At 47.1% G+C, this 15,748-nt stretch carries 13 protein-coding genes; 12 read left to right on the top strand and 1 reads right to left on the bottom strand.

What is annotated here, in order from left to right; all coding sequences use genetic code 11:
• Positions 1-155: 155 nt before the first annotated feature.
• From MKY48_RS20425 to MKY48_RS20410, 4 genes are all read left to right on the top strand, one after another.
• A complete protein-coding gene (locus MKY48_RS20425; RefSeq protein WP_339290606.1) occupies positions 156-1,652 on the top strand; it encodes an amidase family protein in 1,497 nt (498 codons plus the stop codon).
• A gap of 20 nt (positions 1,653-1,672) precedes the next feature.
• Entirely contained in the window at positions 1,673-2,200 is a 528-nt protein-coding gene (locus MKY48_RS20420; protein WP_339290604.1) for a hypothetical protein, read from the top strand.
• A 413-nt stretch (positions 2,201-2,613) separates the two neighbouring features.
• Positions 2,614-3,894, top strand: coding sequence for a S1 family peptidase (locus MKY48_RS20415; protein ID WP_339290602.1), 1,281 nt, complete (start codon positions 2,614-2,616; stop codon positions 3,892-3,894).
• 39 nt (positions 3,895-3,933) lie between these two features.
• Complete coding sequence (locus MKY48_RS20410) at positions 3,934-4,272, top strand: DUF3221 domain-containing protein (RefSeq protein ID WP_339265901.1); 339 nt, start codon at positions 3,934-3,936, stop codon at positions 4,270-4,272.
• 734 nt (positions 4,273-5,006) lie between these two features.
• Here MKY48_RS20410 and MKY48_RS20405 read toward each other — a convergent pair.
• Positions 5,007-5,288, bottom strand: a complete 282-nt coding sequence (locus MKY48_RS20405) for a CD3324 family protein (protein WP_006211013.1) — start codon at positions 5,286-5,288, stop codon at positions 5,007-5,009.
• A gap of 437 nt (positions 5,289-5,725) precedes the next feature.
• Between MKY48_RS20405 and MKY48_RS20400 the strand changes: the two genes are divergently transcribed.
• The 8 genes from MKY48_RS20400 (at position 5,726) to MKY48_RS20365 (ending at position 15,692) form a co-directional block, all read left to right on the top strand.
• Positions 5,726-7,426 carry a GAF domain-containing sensor histidine kinase gene (locus MKY48_RS20400; RefSeq protein WP_339290600.1) on the top strand — a complete coding sequence of 567 codons (1,701 nt, stop codon included), beginning with the start codon at positions 5,726-5,728 and terminating at the stop codon, positions 7,424-7,426.
• On the top strand, positions 7,423-8,088 hold the full coding sequence (locus MKY48_RS20395; RefSeq protein ID WP_339290598.1) for a response regulator transcription factor: 666 nt from the start codon (positions 7,423-7,425) through the stop codon (positions 8,086-8,088). The genes MKY48_RS20400 and MKY48_RS20395 overlap by 4 nt, the downstream gene beginning before the upstream one ends.
• Positions 8,089-8,267: 179 nt before the next feature.
• Positions 8,268-8,828 (top strand): NADPH-dependent FMN reductase, encoded by a 561-nt coding sequence (locus tag MKY48_RS20390; protein WP_339290596.1) that lies wholly within the window; start codon positions 8,268-8,270, stop codon positions 8,826-8,828.
• The gene (locus MKY48_RS20385) at positions 8,825-10,537 is read left to right on the top strand and encodes a VOC family protein (protein WP_339290594.1); all 1,713 of its coding nucleotides are present in this window, start codon (positions 8,825-8,827) and stop codon (positions 10,535-10,537) included. Before MKY48_RS20390 ends, MKY48_RS20385 begins: the two co-directional genes overlap by 4 nt.
• A 103-nt stretch (positions 10,538-10,640) precedes the next feature.
• Positions 10,641-11,183 carry an NAD(P)H-dependent oxidoreductase gene (locus MKY48_RS20380; RefSeq protein ID WP_339265893.1) on the top strand — a complete coding sequence of 181 codons (543 nt, stop codon included), beginning with the start codon at positions 10,641-10,643 and terminating at the stop codon, positions 11,181-11,183.
• 119 nt (positions 11,184-11,302) lie between these two features.
• Positions 11,303-12,922 carry a response regulator transcription factor gene (locus MKY48_RS20375; protein WP_339265891.1) on the top strand — a complete coding sequence of 540 codons (1,620 nt, stop codon included), beginning with the start codon at positions 11,303-11,305 and terminating at the stop codon, positions 12,920-12,922.
• Positions 12,919-14,715: a sensor histidine kinase gene (locus MKY48_RS20370; RefSeq protein WP_339265890.1), complete on the top strand. Its 1,797-nt coding sequence runs from the start codon at positions 12,919-12,921 to the stop codon at positions 14,713-14,715. Before MKY48_RS20375 ends, MKY48_RS20370 begins: the two co-directional genes overlap by 4 nt.
• Entirely contained in the window at positions 14,712-15,692 is a 981-nt protein-coding gene (locus MKY48_RS20365) for a substrate-binding domain-containing protein (protein ID WP_339265888.1), read from the top strand. The genes MKY48_RS20370 and MKY48_RS20365 overlap by 4 nt, the downstream gene beginning before the upstream one ends.
• Positions 15,693-15,748: the final 56 nt, after the last annotated feature.

The raw sequence follows: 15,748 nt of genomic DNA, 5'->3' as shown, positions 1-15,748 counted from the left end.
TACAGGTACCGCTTGGATTACGCATAATAAGAGGAATTTTGTTCCTGAATTCCGAATTAAATAAGGATATAAACAGACTGGAGGCTAAAATATGAAACATTAATCCCCATCACCTACCGTAAGGTCAGAAAGATAAGTAGTCAGGGGGACTATATATGATCATGGATAAAAAAACATGGATTGTGGAAGCAACCATTTCGGATATGCAGCAGGCGATGGCAGAGGGTTGGATGACTTCAGTTGAGCTAGTTCAATTGTATCTGGAGCGGATCGGGTTATACGATGGAATTCTCCGTTCGGTTCTTGAAGTGAACCCTGAAGCGCTGCAAATTGCCGAGGAGTTGGATCGGGAGCGCAAAGACCAGGGAGCAAGAGGATTGCTGCACGGGATTCCCATCCTGCTCAAAGACAATATCGACACCGGGGATCGGCTGCATACGAGCGCCGGCTCCATCGCCCTTGCGGATTCGTTTGCCACGAAAGACTCTTTTGTTGCAGCGAAGCTGCGTAAGGCGGGTGCTGTTATTTTGGGTAAGGGCAATATGACCGAGTGGGCGAATTTCATGTCATCGACGATGTGGGCCGGATACTCATCAAGACATGGACTTACGTTAAATCCATACGGCCCTGGCGAAATGTTCATTGGAGGTTCAAGCTCAGGCTCCGGTGCTGCGGTGGCGGCGAATTTGGCTGCAGCGGCCATCGGGACGGAAACATCCGGATCGATTATCAGCCCTTCCAGCCAGAACAGTCTGGTTGGCATTAAGCCGACGATCGGACTGGTAAGCCGGTCAGGTATCATACCCATCACCCATACGCAGGATACGGCCGGTCCGATGACCAGAACGGTGGAAGATGCCGCAATTCTGCTTACCGTGATCGCGGGAACCGATGATTTGGACGAAGTGACCCAGATAGATCCCCAAAAAAGGGTTGAGGACTACACGAAGTTTCTGGATTCAAAGTTTTTGAAGAAAGCTCGAATCGGGATTCCCCGATACTACTATAACCACCTGGATCGGGATAGACTAAATATTGTAGAGTCCGCCATTGAAGTGCTGCGGGATCAAGGAGCCACTATTATTGATCCGGTGGAGCTGCCTTGCCAGGATACCAAGTGGGATGCCAATGTCCTTCGCTATGAGTTCAAGAAATATGTCAATGATTATTTGGCGAACCTAGACGCGTCTCTGCCGGTTCATTCGTTGGCTGAAGTTATCGCTTATAATGAGGCACACGCCGATGCTGCCTTGAAATATGGACAGGGGACATTGATTTGGGCCGAGGAGGCGAGCGGTACGCTAACCGAAGCAGAGTATCTTGAGAGCAAACAGAAGAATAAAGAAATGGCGGGAACGAGAGGGATTGACCATGTTCTGCAGACATATCAGCTGGACGCCCTGCTGTTCCTGGGTAATGAATATGGACCAGATTTAGCTGCCCGGGCAGGGTATCCATCGGTTACCGTTCCCGGCGGTTATGCCGAGAATGGCGTCATTGCACCTGGAGGCTATATTACGAAGGGACCACAGGGTATTACGTTCATCGGGACGGCATATAGCGAGCCCGTACTGATCCAATTAGCTTACGGCTTTGAGCAGGCTACCCAGCATCGGGTTCCACCAAAGCTTTCATCCCAGTCATCAGAGTAAAAGAGAGGTGAAGTTCCATCATGCCGCGCAATTTGGAGTATGTTCCTTACGGTTACGAGCCCCCGAAGCCGACAACCAAAGGGACCTTAATATTCTACGATCTCTTCGAGCAGATCCAGAAGGATTTGGAGCAGGCTGCTGCCATTTTAGAAGAACGGTCATTTGTAAAATTGGTGCTGTATCCGCTGCATGAAGAGACGGCCAGGCGGATGTTCAAGGAGCCGGTTAGCCCTTATTACAAGCGGGAGAAACAGCTTCAGGAATGGATAGAGGAGCATGAAGGATCATCGGTTGTGATTGAACCCTTCGAGTCGAAACGGAAAAAATACACGCCGATCGATACCGCGCTTCGTCATCTGGTAGAGAAATACGGAAGTCCCCATTTTCTTATACTGACACCTGAGATGGCCAATGTGTTTGCATCTTTTTCTTCATTCGAGGAATGGATTGTGAAGCTGAGGCTCATCCTCTTGTCCGAGCCGCCGCAGCTTCATCCGCGATTGGAGAAATTTCGCCATCGTTGGGATGTCGCGGGGGAGAAGGCATAGCAAACTAAAAAGGTATTCTCCTCAGAGGAGACTGACCTCTTAATCGAGATAAATCCAAACACCTTCAAGAGAAATCTGCCAAATCATGTCGTAAGATATGGGTGTCACCTTGGAGGTGTTTTTGTGTTGGCAACCAGAGTGAGCCACCAATGGAGTAGTCCTAATCCCCATTTTCTGGTGTTTAATTAAATGAATTAAATACATAATTTTGAAAATAAAATAAAATAAAATAAAATAAAATAAAATAAAATAAAATAAAATTATCCTTAACTTTCTCTTGAATTAAGTAGTCATTAATAGTGTAGTGTAAAAATTAGGAAGGGAATGATATGTATGGATTTTTTGGTTGCCTTAGAGTGATAGAAGGTTGCTAACGAAACACATTTTTGAAATCTAAAATAAAGGAGAATAACATGAAAATTAAAAACTTAGCTTTTACATTCATAGTAATAATAAGTCTTATTTTCTCTTCGGGTAATGTAATTGCAAACGAAGTCGAAACTGATTCCTACTATAGCTATTTAAATGAATTGAAATTCAGAGAAGAATTTGGATTGAAAACTCAGTTAAGCGAAGATAATATAATTCTGTTTAACAATGACAAAACGGATGATTCTAAATTTGGTATTAAATTAACAAGAGTTGAGGAAGAGCAACTATCGTTACGTATTGAACATCAATTAAAAAAGTTGCCTTTGGTGAAAAATTACCTGCACACCAATAATTATGAAAATGATACTATCGTATTTATTGATCAAAAATTAGGTGGAGTCTTAAATGTTGGAATTAAGAATGAGGACGATAAAGCAAAGTATGAATCTGATTTGAAACAAATTTATGGTGATCCCACGTTAATTAACGTTTTCATAACTAAGTATACTGAGCAAGAACTGATTAAAATTAATGAAAGATTACTAACGCTATTAAATGTAGAGCATAATGGAGTGATAATAACTGATACATTGATAAATCTACCAGAACAGAAAGTAGAAGTAGGAGTCAAAAATCTAGATTTAGAAAAAAGAAAAGTGCTGGAAGAAGAGTTTAATTCTGATATGTTATTGATAAGAGAATCTTCATTAGTTAGAGATCAAAATAGAAGTTTGGGATATAATCCTCTTCAAGCCGGTACTTCCATTACTAATGCTAATGGTGGTCTTTGTACGCTTGGCTTTATGGCCAAATATCCAAGTACAAGTTCTGGATATATCATTACGGCAGCACATTGTGGAAGTACTGGAAATAATTTTAAACAAGGGACAAATAACGTTGGCTCAATGGGTGCAAGAATATACGGTGGTAATGTAGATGCAGCGGCAATTGGTATATCTTCATTAACATATAGTAATAATCTGTACACTAATAATTCAAGAGGAGGATATTTTGATCTTGTTCAAAATAGTAGTAATGAATTTGTTGGGGAGATGATTTGTATTTCAGGCGCTTCTTCATCTAACAATCCAGTTTCTTGTGGAGTGCTGAAAAGTAAATCTGTTTCTTACACGATTGAAGGTGTGAATTTTACAGGTTTAAGAAGTGCAAGTTACAGTTCAAACCCAGGAGATAGTGGAGGACCAATCTATTATAGTTCGATTTTAAAAGGCGTTCATAAAGGGAGATATAATGGGGATGGAACATATTCACATGTTGGCAATGTATTAAGTCGGCTTCAAATGAACGCCATATTAAATTAAATCAGCTTTTTCTAAGTAATACTAACTGGGAGCGAAATTATGTATAAAAAAAAAGCATTTTTAATATGTTTATGTTTATGCTTACTAACTGCTTGTAATGGTTCAAGTTCTGATTATGAGACATTAATTGGTGTTGTTAAAGAGATTGATATAGACAATAAAAAAATCCTAGTCATTTCTGGGTTGAAGAATGAGGATTTACATGAAGATTCTAACGTCTTAATCGAGTCAAAAAAGTATAAAGATGTACTATGGGTAACTGGAACAGATCCTGCTATGTTTACAGTCGGTGAGGAAATTGAGATTGTATATAATTCTATAGAAGATTCATATCCAGGTCAGGTCACTGCGAAAAAAATCAATAGATTAGATCGTTAGAAAATAAATTGGATCAGACTAAGAATTATCATCCAATGAAAACATAGTCTCAGTTAAACAAGAGAATGGACTGCTATTCAATGTCCGTTAGATTAGACATAGAAAGAGAGTTTAATATGCGGCGATCTTCTCCCGAGATTGACTTGGGAAGGGTCGCCGTATTTTCTTTTAAATATATTTTCACTGACTAATTTCGTCGTTTTTGAAATGAAAAAGGTATACACAGTCATTTCAGAGCAACTGCCCTCATCGGCTTATGCTCAGTTTTTCTCATTTACTCAGTCAAATGCTTATCGTAGTTTGTGTCATGTTATTGAAATCACTGATTTGAATCGAACAAGGCTGGCTCATAAAACAACAATTTTACCCTGTTTTGGACTTTTCAAAGTCATTGTGACAAACCACTACTTCGTGGTTTCTTTTTCGCTGACGCAAAGAACTCGGTGGTCAAATAAGTTTAACTCAATGTCTCATTTTCTCCTTTTTTACTGTCTTCCGTAATAGTATTTTCAAGTCACGGTTTATATCCGATACTTATGCCTTACTTGGCTTATCCCGGATGCAAAGATCAGCATTTTTAAGTCTTCATTATGCTTTGTTATCGATATGCTTAATAGCGCTGACGTTTTTAGCCAGATACAAGTGAGTTTTAATGCAATACAACGTGAAAAGGACTGCGCCCCAGGGGAACAGTCCTATGTTAATCCGTGTACAGACCGTTAAATCTCATCGATTCAGGTCCCTACGCGGGTAAGTTTACTTATGATCTTGCGCACGCTTTCTCCAGACAGGAAGTAGGTCCGTTCCAATTCCTCAATGGACCGTCCTTTGCAGTAAGCGCGATACATTTCTTTATTTCGACTTTCGATGCGTTGTTTGGAACCGCTTAACTCTCCCCAGCCGGCTCTTTGCTCGCTCTGTTTCGGTATGTAGAGTAATTCTCCATCTATATACTGTTGAATTTGCTGCAGCAGCTCGGGGGGAAGCACTTCTCTTCCGTTCTTGTAATGGCCCATCGATGCCCTCCTCTTTCTGTATACATATTTAAGCTATCGTTGAGTTTCAAAACAATTGCATTGATCATGCTTGCCCTCCTCCTTTCGTGATATTGGTTTTTTTGGGTTTTTAGATTTTTGGATTTAAAAATAGATATAGGGAGCCCGCAGCGGGCTCCCATTTAACGGATATTCGCTTTACGCGAATACCACCTCACGGATCTGAATCATTGCAATCAGCCTCCTTTCAGCTCATTTCGTCGGCCCCGACTTCTATATTAAGCCATATGTAGGTGGAAATTTGCAAGAGATAAAACAATATTAATTGTTTTTTACCAAAATTCATGGGGTGAATGATCTATGAAAAGCCGAAGGGCTCATAGGGGATTTTGATGGTGTGTGACAGGATTATATAATATAGTTACTTCAGAATGCAAAAAAAGAAGGAGCTTTCGTGTATGTCCAATCACGATCCGCATATTCAGGAGTTAATTACGCTGAAAACGATCGCAGAAACGTTGAACGAGTCCAATGAGCTTGCTCCCATGCTGGACGTTGTAATTGCCAAGCTGCTGGAGCTAACGGGACTTACGACCGGCTGGCTGTTCCTGGTGGAAGATCGGGGAACGCATGAATTCGTAGCCAGCCGGAATTTGCCGCCTGCCCTGAGCCGGGATGATAACGAACCCATGAGATGCGGCAGCTGCTGGTGCCTGGAGCGTTACGATGACGGACGTCTGAAAAATGCAGTGAACATTTTGAATTGCAAACGACTGGATAACGCCGTTCGGTATCAGTGGGGGGATACGGAGGGCATAACCCACCATGCAACCGTTCCACTTCGATCCGGCAGCCGCAGGTTCGGCGTACTGAATGTCGCTGCACCCGGGAAGCTGCATTTTACCAAAGAGGAACTGGCACTGCTGGAATCGGTAGCCTACCAAATCGGCAGCGCCATTGAGCGCATGCGGCTGTACGCAGCCGAGCAGCGCCGCGCGGATTTGTTTGCCCGGCTTGGGGAATATAGCAGTGCTCTCGGTGCTTATGCTTCCCAGGCGGTTAACCGGGCCGAATTAACGAAGCAAGTCATGAGTTTAATGGGACGTTACTTTGACTGGCATGTTGCCGCATTACTGGAACCTATCGGTAACGAAATGACACTGCGTGCCCTATACAGCGGAGGTCAGACGACGCTGCCCCATGCCCAATTTCCACTTCCTGAAACCGCACGAATCCGGTCTGGCAAGGGAAAGGTCTCTGCGGATCCGGTCAGTGCCGAAGACGCGCAGCGGCTTGCGGATTTATTGGTTGAACAGGGATGGATAGCCTCCATCACCCGAGCGGTTGCGGTTCCGCTGGCGGCTGCCGGAGACACCTTTTTTGGACTGCTTTTGATAGGGTACGATCATTACGGGGATGCGTACCGGGCGGATATGGAGGTGATCGAGGCACTGGCTGAACATATCGGCATGACCCTTCAGCGCATCCGTCTGGAGGAGAACCGGCGGGAGCTCGCAAGAATGGATGAACGCAATCGTCTAGCCCGAGACCTGCACGACTCGGTAAGTCAAACCCTGTTCTCGTTAGTCATGATGTCCAAGGGGGTGGGGGGAATGCTTGCCGCGGAGCCGCATGAGCGGAAAAGCATGCTGCAGGACACCATCCATGATATACAGTTTTTATCGCAAAGCGCCCTTAAGGAAATGCGGGAACTGATCATGCAGCTTCGCCCACCCGGACTTGAGGAAGGGCTTATGACAGGCCTTAAACAATACGGCGAACGATTGAAGCTTCATGTAAGTTCACATATCAGCGGGATACAGGACCTGCCCCGGATCGTGGAAGAAGCCTTGTGGAGGATCGGTCAAGAGGCGCTGAACAATGTAAGCAAGCATGCGGATACGAAGGAAGTAACGGTCGTATTAACTCTACAGGAAAATGAAGTTGAACTTCGGATCGAAGATCATGGCCGCGGGATTACCAAGCAACGATTGAACGAGCTGACGCGGCATTCAATTGGGTTGTCGAGCATGCGGGAACGGGCCGAATCGCTCGGAGGACAATTCCGTCTATACAGTGTGTACAGAGAGGGAACCATCATTGAGGTTTCGCTGCCCTTAAGGGGTAGATCAACAGAGAAGGGGGGGGATAACGGATGATCCGATTGTTGATCGCTGACGATCATGCCATGGTACGCCGGGGATTGCAGGTTTTTCTGGCTACGCAGCCGGATATCGAGATGGTTGGCGAAGCCGCGAATGGCGAGGAGACGCTGGAAACGGCCAAACATCTAAATCCCGATGTCGTATTAATGGATCTGAATATGCCAATCCTCAATGGAATCGATACGACCGCACGGTTAAAAAAAGAACAGCCTCACATTAAAGTCATCGTGCTGACCTCGTTTATCGATTATGACCATGTTTTGCCCGCCATTCGGGCAGGCGCACGCGGCTATCTTCTTAAAGATATTGAGCCTGAGGATCTGGTGGCTGCGATCAGGCGCGTGTATGAAGGCCAAGTTGAACTGCATCCGGATGCGGCAGGCCTGCTCATGACGCATGTTACATCGCCAGCGGGAGCAGATGAGACCAGCTTGTCCGGCCATCAGGAAGAGGCAGCGCAGTTGGATAAACTTACCCGCCGGGAGCAGGAGGTACTGCAGCTGATTGCATCGGGCATGAACAACAGGGAAATCAGCGAAGCGCTTTACATCACCGAGAAGACGGTTAAAACCCATGTCAGTCATCTGCTCGATAAGCTGGGGGTTGCCGACCGGACACAGGCGGCCATTTATGCGCTCAAGCATGGAATCGTATGAGGATTGCTGTATTTGGCGTACATAACGATCATATCTAAGACTATAGTTGTAGAAGCTCTCAGCCGAAGGCAGGAGAGCTTTTGCTCGTAAAATCACTCCAAATGTTGACGATTTCCATGGCTTGCCTCCTCTACAATGGACTTAACAAAACATTCAATACCAACAAGGGAGGCAGTACCATGAAGATCGTGATTATAGCTGGCAGTAATCGCAAGGAAGCAACAAGTACCGTTCTGGCCAAAGCCTTGGAAGCGCAAATGAATACGTTGTTCGTGGAAGTGAAGCTGTTTAACCTGTATGAAACACCACTCCCGTTCTATTCACCAGACGAGATATTCAATCGCCATGCTGGCGTGCGCGAGCTGCAGCGTCTGTTAATGGAGGCGGATGGCATTATTTTGACGACACCAGAGTACCACGGAGGGATGAGCGGAGTCCTGAAGAACGCTTTGGATCATTTGGGACAGATGCATTTCTCAGGTAAACCGGTTCTATCGGTAAGCTCGGCGGGAGGGGCGGTCGGTGTGAGTTCACTGCAGCAAATGCAGGCTACCATACGCAATTTGCACGGGATTAATAGTCCGGAATGGATTTCCATTGGTGGTTCTCAGCGGACCATTTACGAATCCGAAGCGGCAGAAGGCACGATTGTGCTGGATTATCGGGCTAAAGAGGCGCTATCCATCTTTATGGAGCTGGTAAAGAAGGTCAGCGGTAAAGAGGAGGTTGAGCCCTCATGATCACTCATTTTGCCGGATTGAAATTAAAAACGGTCTCCATTCAGGGTGTGAAACAATTTTACAACGGACTACTTCATTTCCCGATTGCAAGCGAAAGCGAGGTTGAGATCGTATTCCAGCCTACACCGGATTTCACACTCGCATTTGAAGAAGCGTATGAATCTATAGCTCCTGCCCATATCGCGTTTGAAGTGCCTTATTCCCAGTTTGAATCCATGATCCAGAAGCTCGCAGAGCAGATGCCTTTATTGAAATGGCCTGATGGTGAAGTGGTTGAGCGGTTTGATTCCGGCGTGAATGTGTACTTCAAGGATGGCGATGGAAACTTGCTTGAGTTTATCGCGCACGATGATCTGAAGGAAGGGGTACTGGCGCCGAACGGCACCTATGGCGTCCTGTATTTGCGGGAGGTGGGATTACCTGTGGAGGATCCGATAGCCGCAAGATTATGGATGCAGAAGACGCTCGGTTTAACGATCGCCAAGGAGTCGGAGCAATTCGCTTTTGTCATTGGAGGAACAGCCCATGCTGTTGTTGTATCAACAAAGCGCAAATGGATTCCGATTTCGATGTATGCGCTGGCACCATCCCTGGAGATAACTTATGGAGTAACCAACGAACGGTTTCTGGACCGGGTTCGATCCACTCTGGATCGGCGGATGATGGTTTCGGATACCGAGGATGGTTTGCATTTTAGAATGTATGGTTACAGCATCCGACTAAAGATCACAAGCTTTCCTAAAGACATTGCAGTCAGGCTGAATCTGCCAAGTGCAATTGAAGGGAAGGAGGTGAATTCGGTCATTAGTGACCGGTATTTGGAGGATGGTCTTACAGCCTTGAGCCGCGGCGGCGAGATTGGCTGGTTTGAAGGACATGTTGGCGGAGCGTATTTGGCGGCTTATTACATGCAGAAGGAGTTTGATCTGCCGCAAGATGTACTGCAGGGGTTGGCTTCCAATTGCTTGCACTTGCGCAGTCAGCATGAAGATTGGTTCGAACCCTATCCTCCCGAACCTGCACAGCCTGAATTAATGAATCGATTTATTGAAGGACTGCTGCCTAACCTGACGAATCTGAGTACCTCCGGACACGGGGTAACCCTGGCCGTCTTGGGACTGAAAGCATTGCGTGAGCGTCCGGACTTACTGACGCCGTCAATCGTGCGAGGTTTACTTAAGCTGATGGAAGATGCAGCAGTTGAACACAAGCTTGCCAGGTATTACGGAATTGATGATTATAGGAAGCTGGATCGATCGGAGATCTCACTCTCGGAAATACCGCCGTACCGGAATGCATCCGATCTGGCCATTCGTGCTTTATCCGAGTTGGATCATGTGCTGCCGGATCAACACGTTGAAGGGAAGTACTACTTTTTTGCAGGTGAGCTTGAGCATGGCATTACCCACGCCCACGCATTGATTGAGCTGGAACGGCTCGGTTATGCCCAGCTTGCTAAGCTTGGTCAAAACAATCACAGGCTGCAAATAAAACTCAACCGTTTAAAGCCACAAGCGCTATCGAATCAGAGAGTTGAGGCTGCAGAGGAAGCTTCGATTACGGATTCGGCCTATTGGAGCGGGCTGTATGAAGATCCGCATGCAATCAAGGTGCCATATGCCGCACTGTCCTTGATGCGGTACGTGCCGCCAGAGAGAAGAGCAGATATGGAACGCGGCGTATGTAAACTGCTCTCGTTGATGAAGTAGGACAAAGGATATTTTGACATTGGTAAAATATGGTGTTAGGCTAAAAATTAGTTGTTAAAAATAGATTGAAATATGCTTAGAAGGCATAGAACTGGAGGGTATCATGAAAGTCGCAATCGTTGTAGGAAGCATTAGAAAAGAGTCGTACAATATGAAACTGGCGGAATATTTGAAGCAGCGCTACTCGGATCAGATTGCGTTTGAAATCTTGGGGCTTCGAGATCTTCCGTTTTATGATCAAGACATTGAGCTGGATCCTCCTGCGGTTGTTAAGGATTTCAAAGAGCGGATTGCTGCCGCCGATGCGGTATTGTGGATCACACCGGAGTATAATTACTCCATACCGGGCGTGCTCAAGAACGCGCTCGATTGGTTATCGCGCGTTGATAAGGTCATGAACGGGAAGCCTTCATGGATTATGGGGGCGTCGATGGGACAGCTTGGAACGGTTCGCGCTCAAGAGCATCTCCGGGATATTCTGTTTTCTGTCGGCATTACTTCGCCGCTGCTTCCGAACAATGAAGTATACATCGGCGCGGTACACGAGAAGATGGATGAGGCTGGCAAGTTAATCCATGAGCCAACCATCGGTTTCCTCGATATTGTGGTGAACAATTTCATTACATGGATGAACACCCGCAAATAAATATGAAGTCATGGAGCCCTTTGGCAGTTGCTTGCCAAAGGGCTTTTCCTGTATATTCACCTCGTAACACGATAGAACCTAAGCAAATGGGATTTGCTTATGAACGGGGGAAGCTTTGATTGTATACGATTCTTATTGTGGACGACGAACCGATTGTAAGGGAAGGGATTCGAAACCAGATTCAGTGGGCGGACCATGGCTTTGAATGCATCGGAGTTTGCGAGAACGGCAGGGATGCATTGGAGACTGTCACCCGCCAACCACCTGATGTGGTGTTAACGGACATCAACATGCCGTACATGGATGGCCTGGAATTGTCCCGCCATATTACAGAACGTTTTCCTAAGACGAAGATCATCATTCTGACCGGGTTTGACGATTTCGAATATGCCCAGCAGGCGGTGAAGCTGCAGGTCACGGATTTTATTATGAAACCGGTTACCTCGGCGGAATTAAGGGAGATGCTTGATAAACTCAAGCTGGAGATGGATGAGGAACACGGACGTACGGAGCACTTGAAGAGGCTCAAATATCAGTTGAATGAGAGCTTGGTCTTGCTTAAGGAACGATTTCTCGAACGACTGGCGTCATCGCCGATGAAGCGATCCGAGATCGAGAGCAAGCTGATTTACTTTGATATTCCGCTTCCGGGGCCGCTTTATATCGCAATAGCAGCGGATAGGGATGAGCTTCGTTCGGATGAAGAGCACGTCGATAATGAGCTGTATGCTTTTGCCTTATACAATATCATGCAGGAATTATTGGCGGGTGAGCCCGGTGCAGCCGTTTTTCGGTACAAGGAGAACAAGGTTATGGCCATTCTGTCGGGCTTCGGCGAGGAGGAGCTGCACGCTCGGGCGCAGGAGCTGGCGGAGGGAATTCGCGGATCTACGAAACAGTTCATGAAATTCACGGTCACGCTGGGCATCGGAACGATTTGCCGTGAGCTTCAGGACATCCGTTATTCCTGCAGGGCTTCGGAGGCTGCATTGGAATACCGGCTCCTGATCGGCCGCGATCAGGTGGTCCATATCACGGATCTTGAAAAGCGGGGGGACGCTCCTCTCCTGGATGGGATCGAAACCGAGTCAGCGCTAATCTCCGCGATCCGGGCTGGTACGGACTCCGAAGTAAAGACGTGCATCCGGCGGTTGATCAGCGAACTTGGAAGCGCTTCAATTTCAATCGAGCTCTGTTATGTTCGGATCGTACGAGTGATGCTTGCGGTTCTTCAAACTTTGATGGAAATCGGCTGCAATGAGAACGAGTTGATCGGCAAAGAGAAAAGTCTGCTATCCGATCTACATTCTTTTCGGTCCTTGGATGAGATCGAGGGTTGGTTAAACGAGGTGTGCGAGCAGGCGCTAAGGGACGTTGCCAAGACGAGAAAGGACTTGACCCGCTCCCAGATGCTGGAGGCGGTCGATTTCATCCAGCGACATTACGAGGATCCGGAGTTATCGATTAAGACCGTGTGCAGCCGGATCTTCATGAGCACGAGTTACTTCAGCGCTCTGTTCAAAACGCATACCGGGAGAACCTTCGTTGAATACGTAACGGAAGTCCGTATGGAAAAAGCAAAGGAACTGCTGAAGCATTCCTCGATGAAAACCTATGAAATTGCGGCAAAGACCGGTTATCAGGATCCACAATATTTTAGCGTGCTGTTTAAGAAACATACCGGAGATACCCCGACCGAGTACCGAAATAAAATGGCGTCAGACGAGGTATGGCCATGAAGGCACCGCAGCGAATCAAAACCATTCAATCCCGCATCGCCAGCTCCTTCGTGATGTTAGTGCTGTTTACGGCGCTGCTGCTGATCTTCATCTCCTATCGGCTGTCCGAATCGGCTGTTCGCGAAACGGCGGAGAGTTATACCTCCGAGCTGATCAATCAAGTGAATGCGAATATCCAAACCTACATTACGGGCATGAAGGACATCTCGCTCGCAGCGATGAACAATCCGAACGTCAGAGAATATCTGGCCTCGGCCGATGAACTGCAGCCTGCGGAACTGGCTATATTGAAAGCGAAGATATCGGAATATTTCCACTCGATTCGGGTTTCGCGCAAAGATATTGCGTCGATTAATATTTTTGGAGCCGGCGACACCTTTATCTCCGATCGGGCGGACGCCGAACTGAATCCCTATATTGCGTTATCGGAGCAGCCCTGGTATCGGCAGGCGAAGGAAAACAAGGGACAGACAGTGATCTCCTCGTCCCATGTACAGCCGGTCATCAAGGGAGAGTACCGCTGGGTCGTATCACTGAGCCGCGAGCTCAGCGGCGTGAATCCTTCGAATGGGCTGGGCATTCTGTTGATCGATCTCAACTTCAAGGTGATTAACGATATGCTCAGCAAGCTGGATCTGGGGAACCGGGGTTACGTGTTTGTGATTGACCGTCAAGGCCGGATTGTGTATCACCCGCAGCAGCAGCTGCTCTACAGCAATTTGAAGACGGAGAGATTAGAGCGGGTAATTTCGGACAAGCAAGGGGGATTTGTCGTGAAGGAGGGCGGGGCAAGCCGGATATACAGCATCAAGGATACGGATTTCGGCTGGAAAATCGTTGGCGTTTTTTATGAGAATGAGCTGGTGGACAATAAGAAGCAAATGCAGCTTTCTTTTGCTATAGCGGGGTTGTTATGTCTTGGCGTGGGCGTGCTGTTTTCCGTTGTCATCTCCCGGAACCTGACGCGTCCCATCAAGAAACTCCAAGAGAAAATGATGGAAGTGGAGAAGGGGAATTTCGATATCCGGGTTCCCGTGGGGCATTCCAGGGAAATCTCCGGCCTGGCCCGCAGCTTCAACGTGATGGTGCTGAAGGTTAAGGAATTGATGGATCAGATCGTGGTAGAGCAGGAAATTAAGAGGAAAAGCGAGCTGAATGCCCTGCAAGCCCAAATCAATCCCCATTTTCTCTATAATACGCTGGATTCCATCATATGGATGGCCGAAAGCAAGAAGCATGATGAGGTGATTCTGATGACATCGGCTTTAGCAAGGTTGTTTCGAGCTTCGCTCAGCAAAGGGAGGGAGATGATACCGATTGCTACCGAGGTGGAACATATAACGAATTATTTAAAAATACAACAAATGCGATACCAGGACAAAATCCGTTTTGCCCTGGCTATCGATCGCGAACTTTACCCGTATCTGACATTGAAGGTGCTGCTGCAGCCGCTGGTGGAGAATGCCATTTATCATGGCATCAAGAACAAGGAAGGTCCGGGAACGGTCACGATTACAGGGAAGTTTCAACATAACCGGATCGAGTTTCAAGTCAGGGATGACGGCATCGGCATGGATCAGTCCAAGGTTGAGACTCTGCTAACGTCCAAAGAAGGCAACCCAGCGAGAAACAGCGTTGGGATTGCGAACGTCCACCAGCGGATTCAGTTATATTTTGGAGCGGAATATGGCCTTAGCTATACGAGCGAGCCCGGATCGGGGACATGCGTAAAGGTGCTCATTCCAGCTGTTCATCCGGAGGAATGGCGGAGCTTGGAGGGGGATGTGCCATGAAGTCGTACATGAGACTGCGATATATTTTACTGCTGCTGATTTCGGTGCTAATCCTGGGTTATGTCGCCTTTCAATGGTCCAAGGCAGAGCCTGGTGCCAAGAAGATCATCGTGGGTGTTAAAGCACTGGATGAAATTGAATTCTGGCGGGTACTGATTGAAGGGGTGAACACGGCTTCTCGTGAATTCGGTGTGGATGTCTCGGTGGTAGGACCCACCCAGGAAATCGAAGTGGACTTGCAGATCCAATTGCTGGAGGAAGCCATCAAACAGAAGCCGGATGCGATTGTCATGGCCGCTGGAGATTATAACCGCCTTGTTCCCGTAGCAGAGTCCATTCGTAAGGCTGACATCCCGCTAATTATGATTGATTCCGCCGTTAATGGTGATTATGCGCAGAGCTTGATCGCGACCGACAATGTGAATGCTGGACAGAAGGCAGGCAAAGAGCTCTCTTCATTACTCCCGGCAGATGCCAAGGTTGCTATCGTCAGTTTCGTACAGGGGACCTCGACGCAGATCGAGAGGGAACAAGGGGTCCGAAGTATTTTGGAGTCGCGCAGCGGCACGGAAATTGTGGGCACTTACTATAGCGAAGGCAAGGAGGAGAGAGCCTATGAAATCACGAAGAAGCTGCTGCTGGAGAGGCCTGACCTGAATGGAATCGTGGGACTGAATGAGCCTTCTACGGTGGGGGCAGGCAGAGCGATTCGAGAACTGGGGCTGGGGGGCAAGGTCAAGCTGGTCGGATTCGACAGCTCGGTGAAGGAAGTCAAGCTGCTCGAAGAGGGAGTCCTGCAAGCCACGATCGTTCAGAAACCCTTCAACATCGGCTATTTAGGCATCAAAACAGCCGTATCCATCATCGAAGGAGACAAGGTGTCACGCAACGTGTACACCGATTCCGTAGTCATCAACAAAGACAATATGTATACCGAGGAGAACCAGAAGCTGCTCTTTCCCTTTGTGGAAGAGTAGCTTCTTCCTTTATGGGGTCCTGTTAACAGATCATAGATTATTCAACATCGATCAGA

It is taken from the genome of Paenibacillus sp. FSL W8-0187, from assembly GCF_037969755.1.
Taxonomy (GTDB): Bacteria; Bacillota; Bacilli; order Paenibacillales; family Paenibacillaceae; genus Paenibacillus_AQ.
The sequence above is the reverse complement of the archived record's forward strand: the minus strand, read 5'-3'. Positions and strand labels throughout refer to the sequence as shown.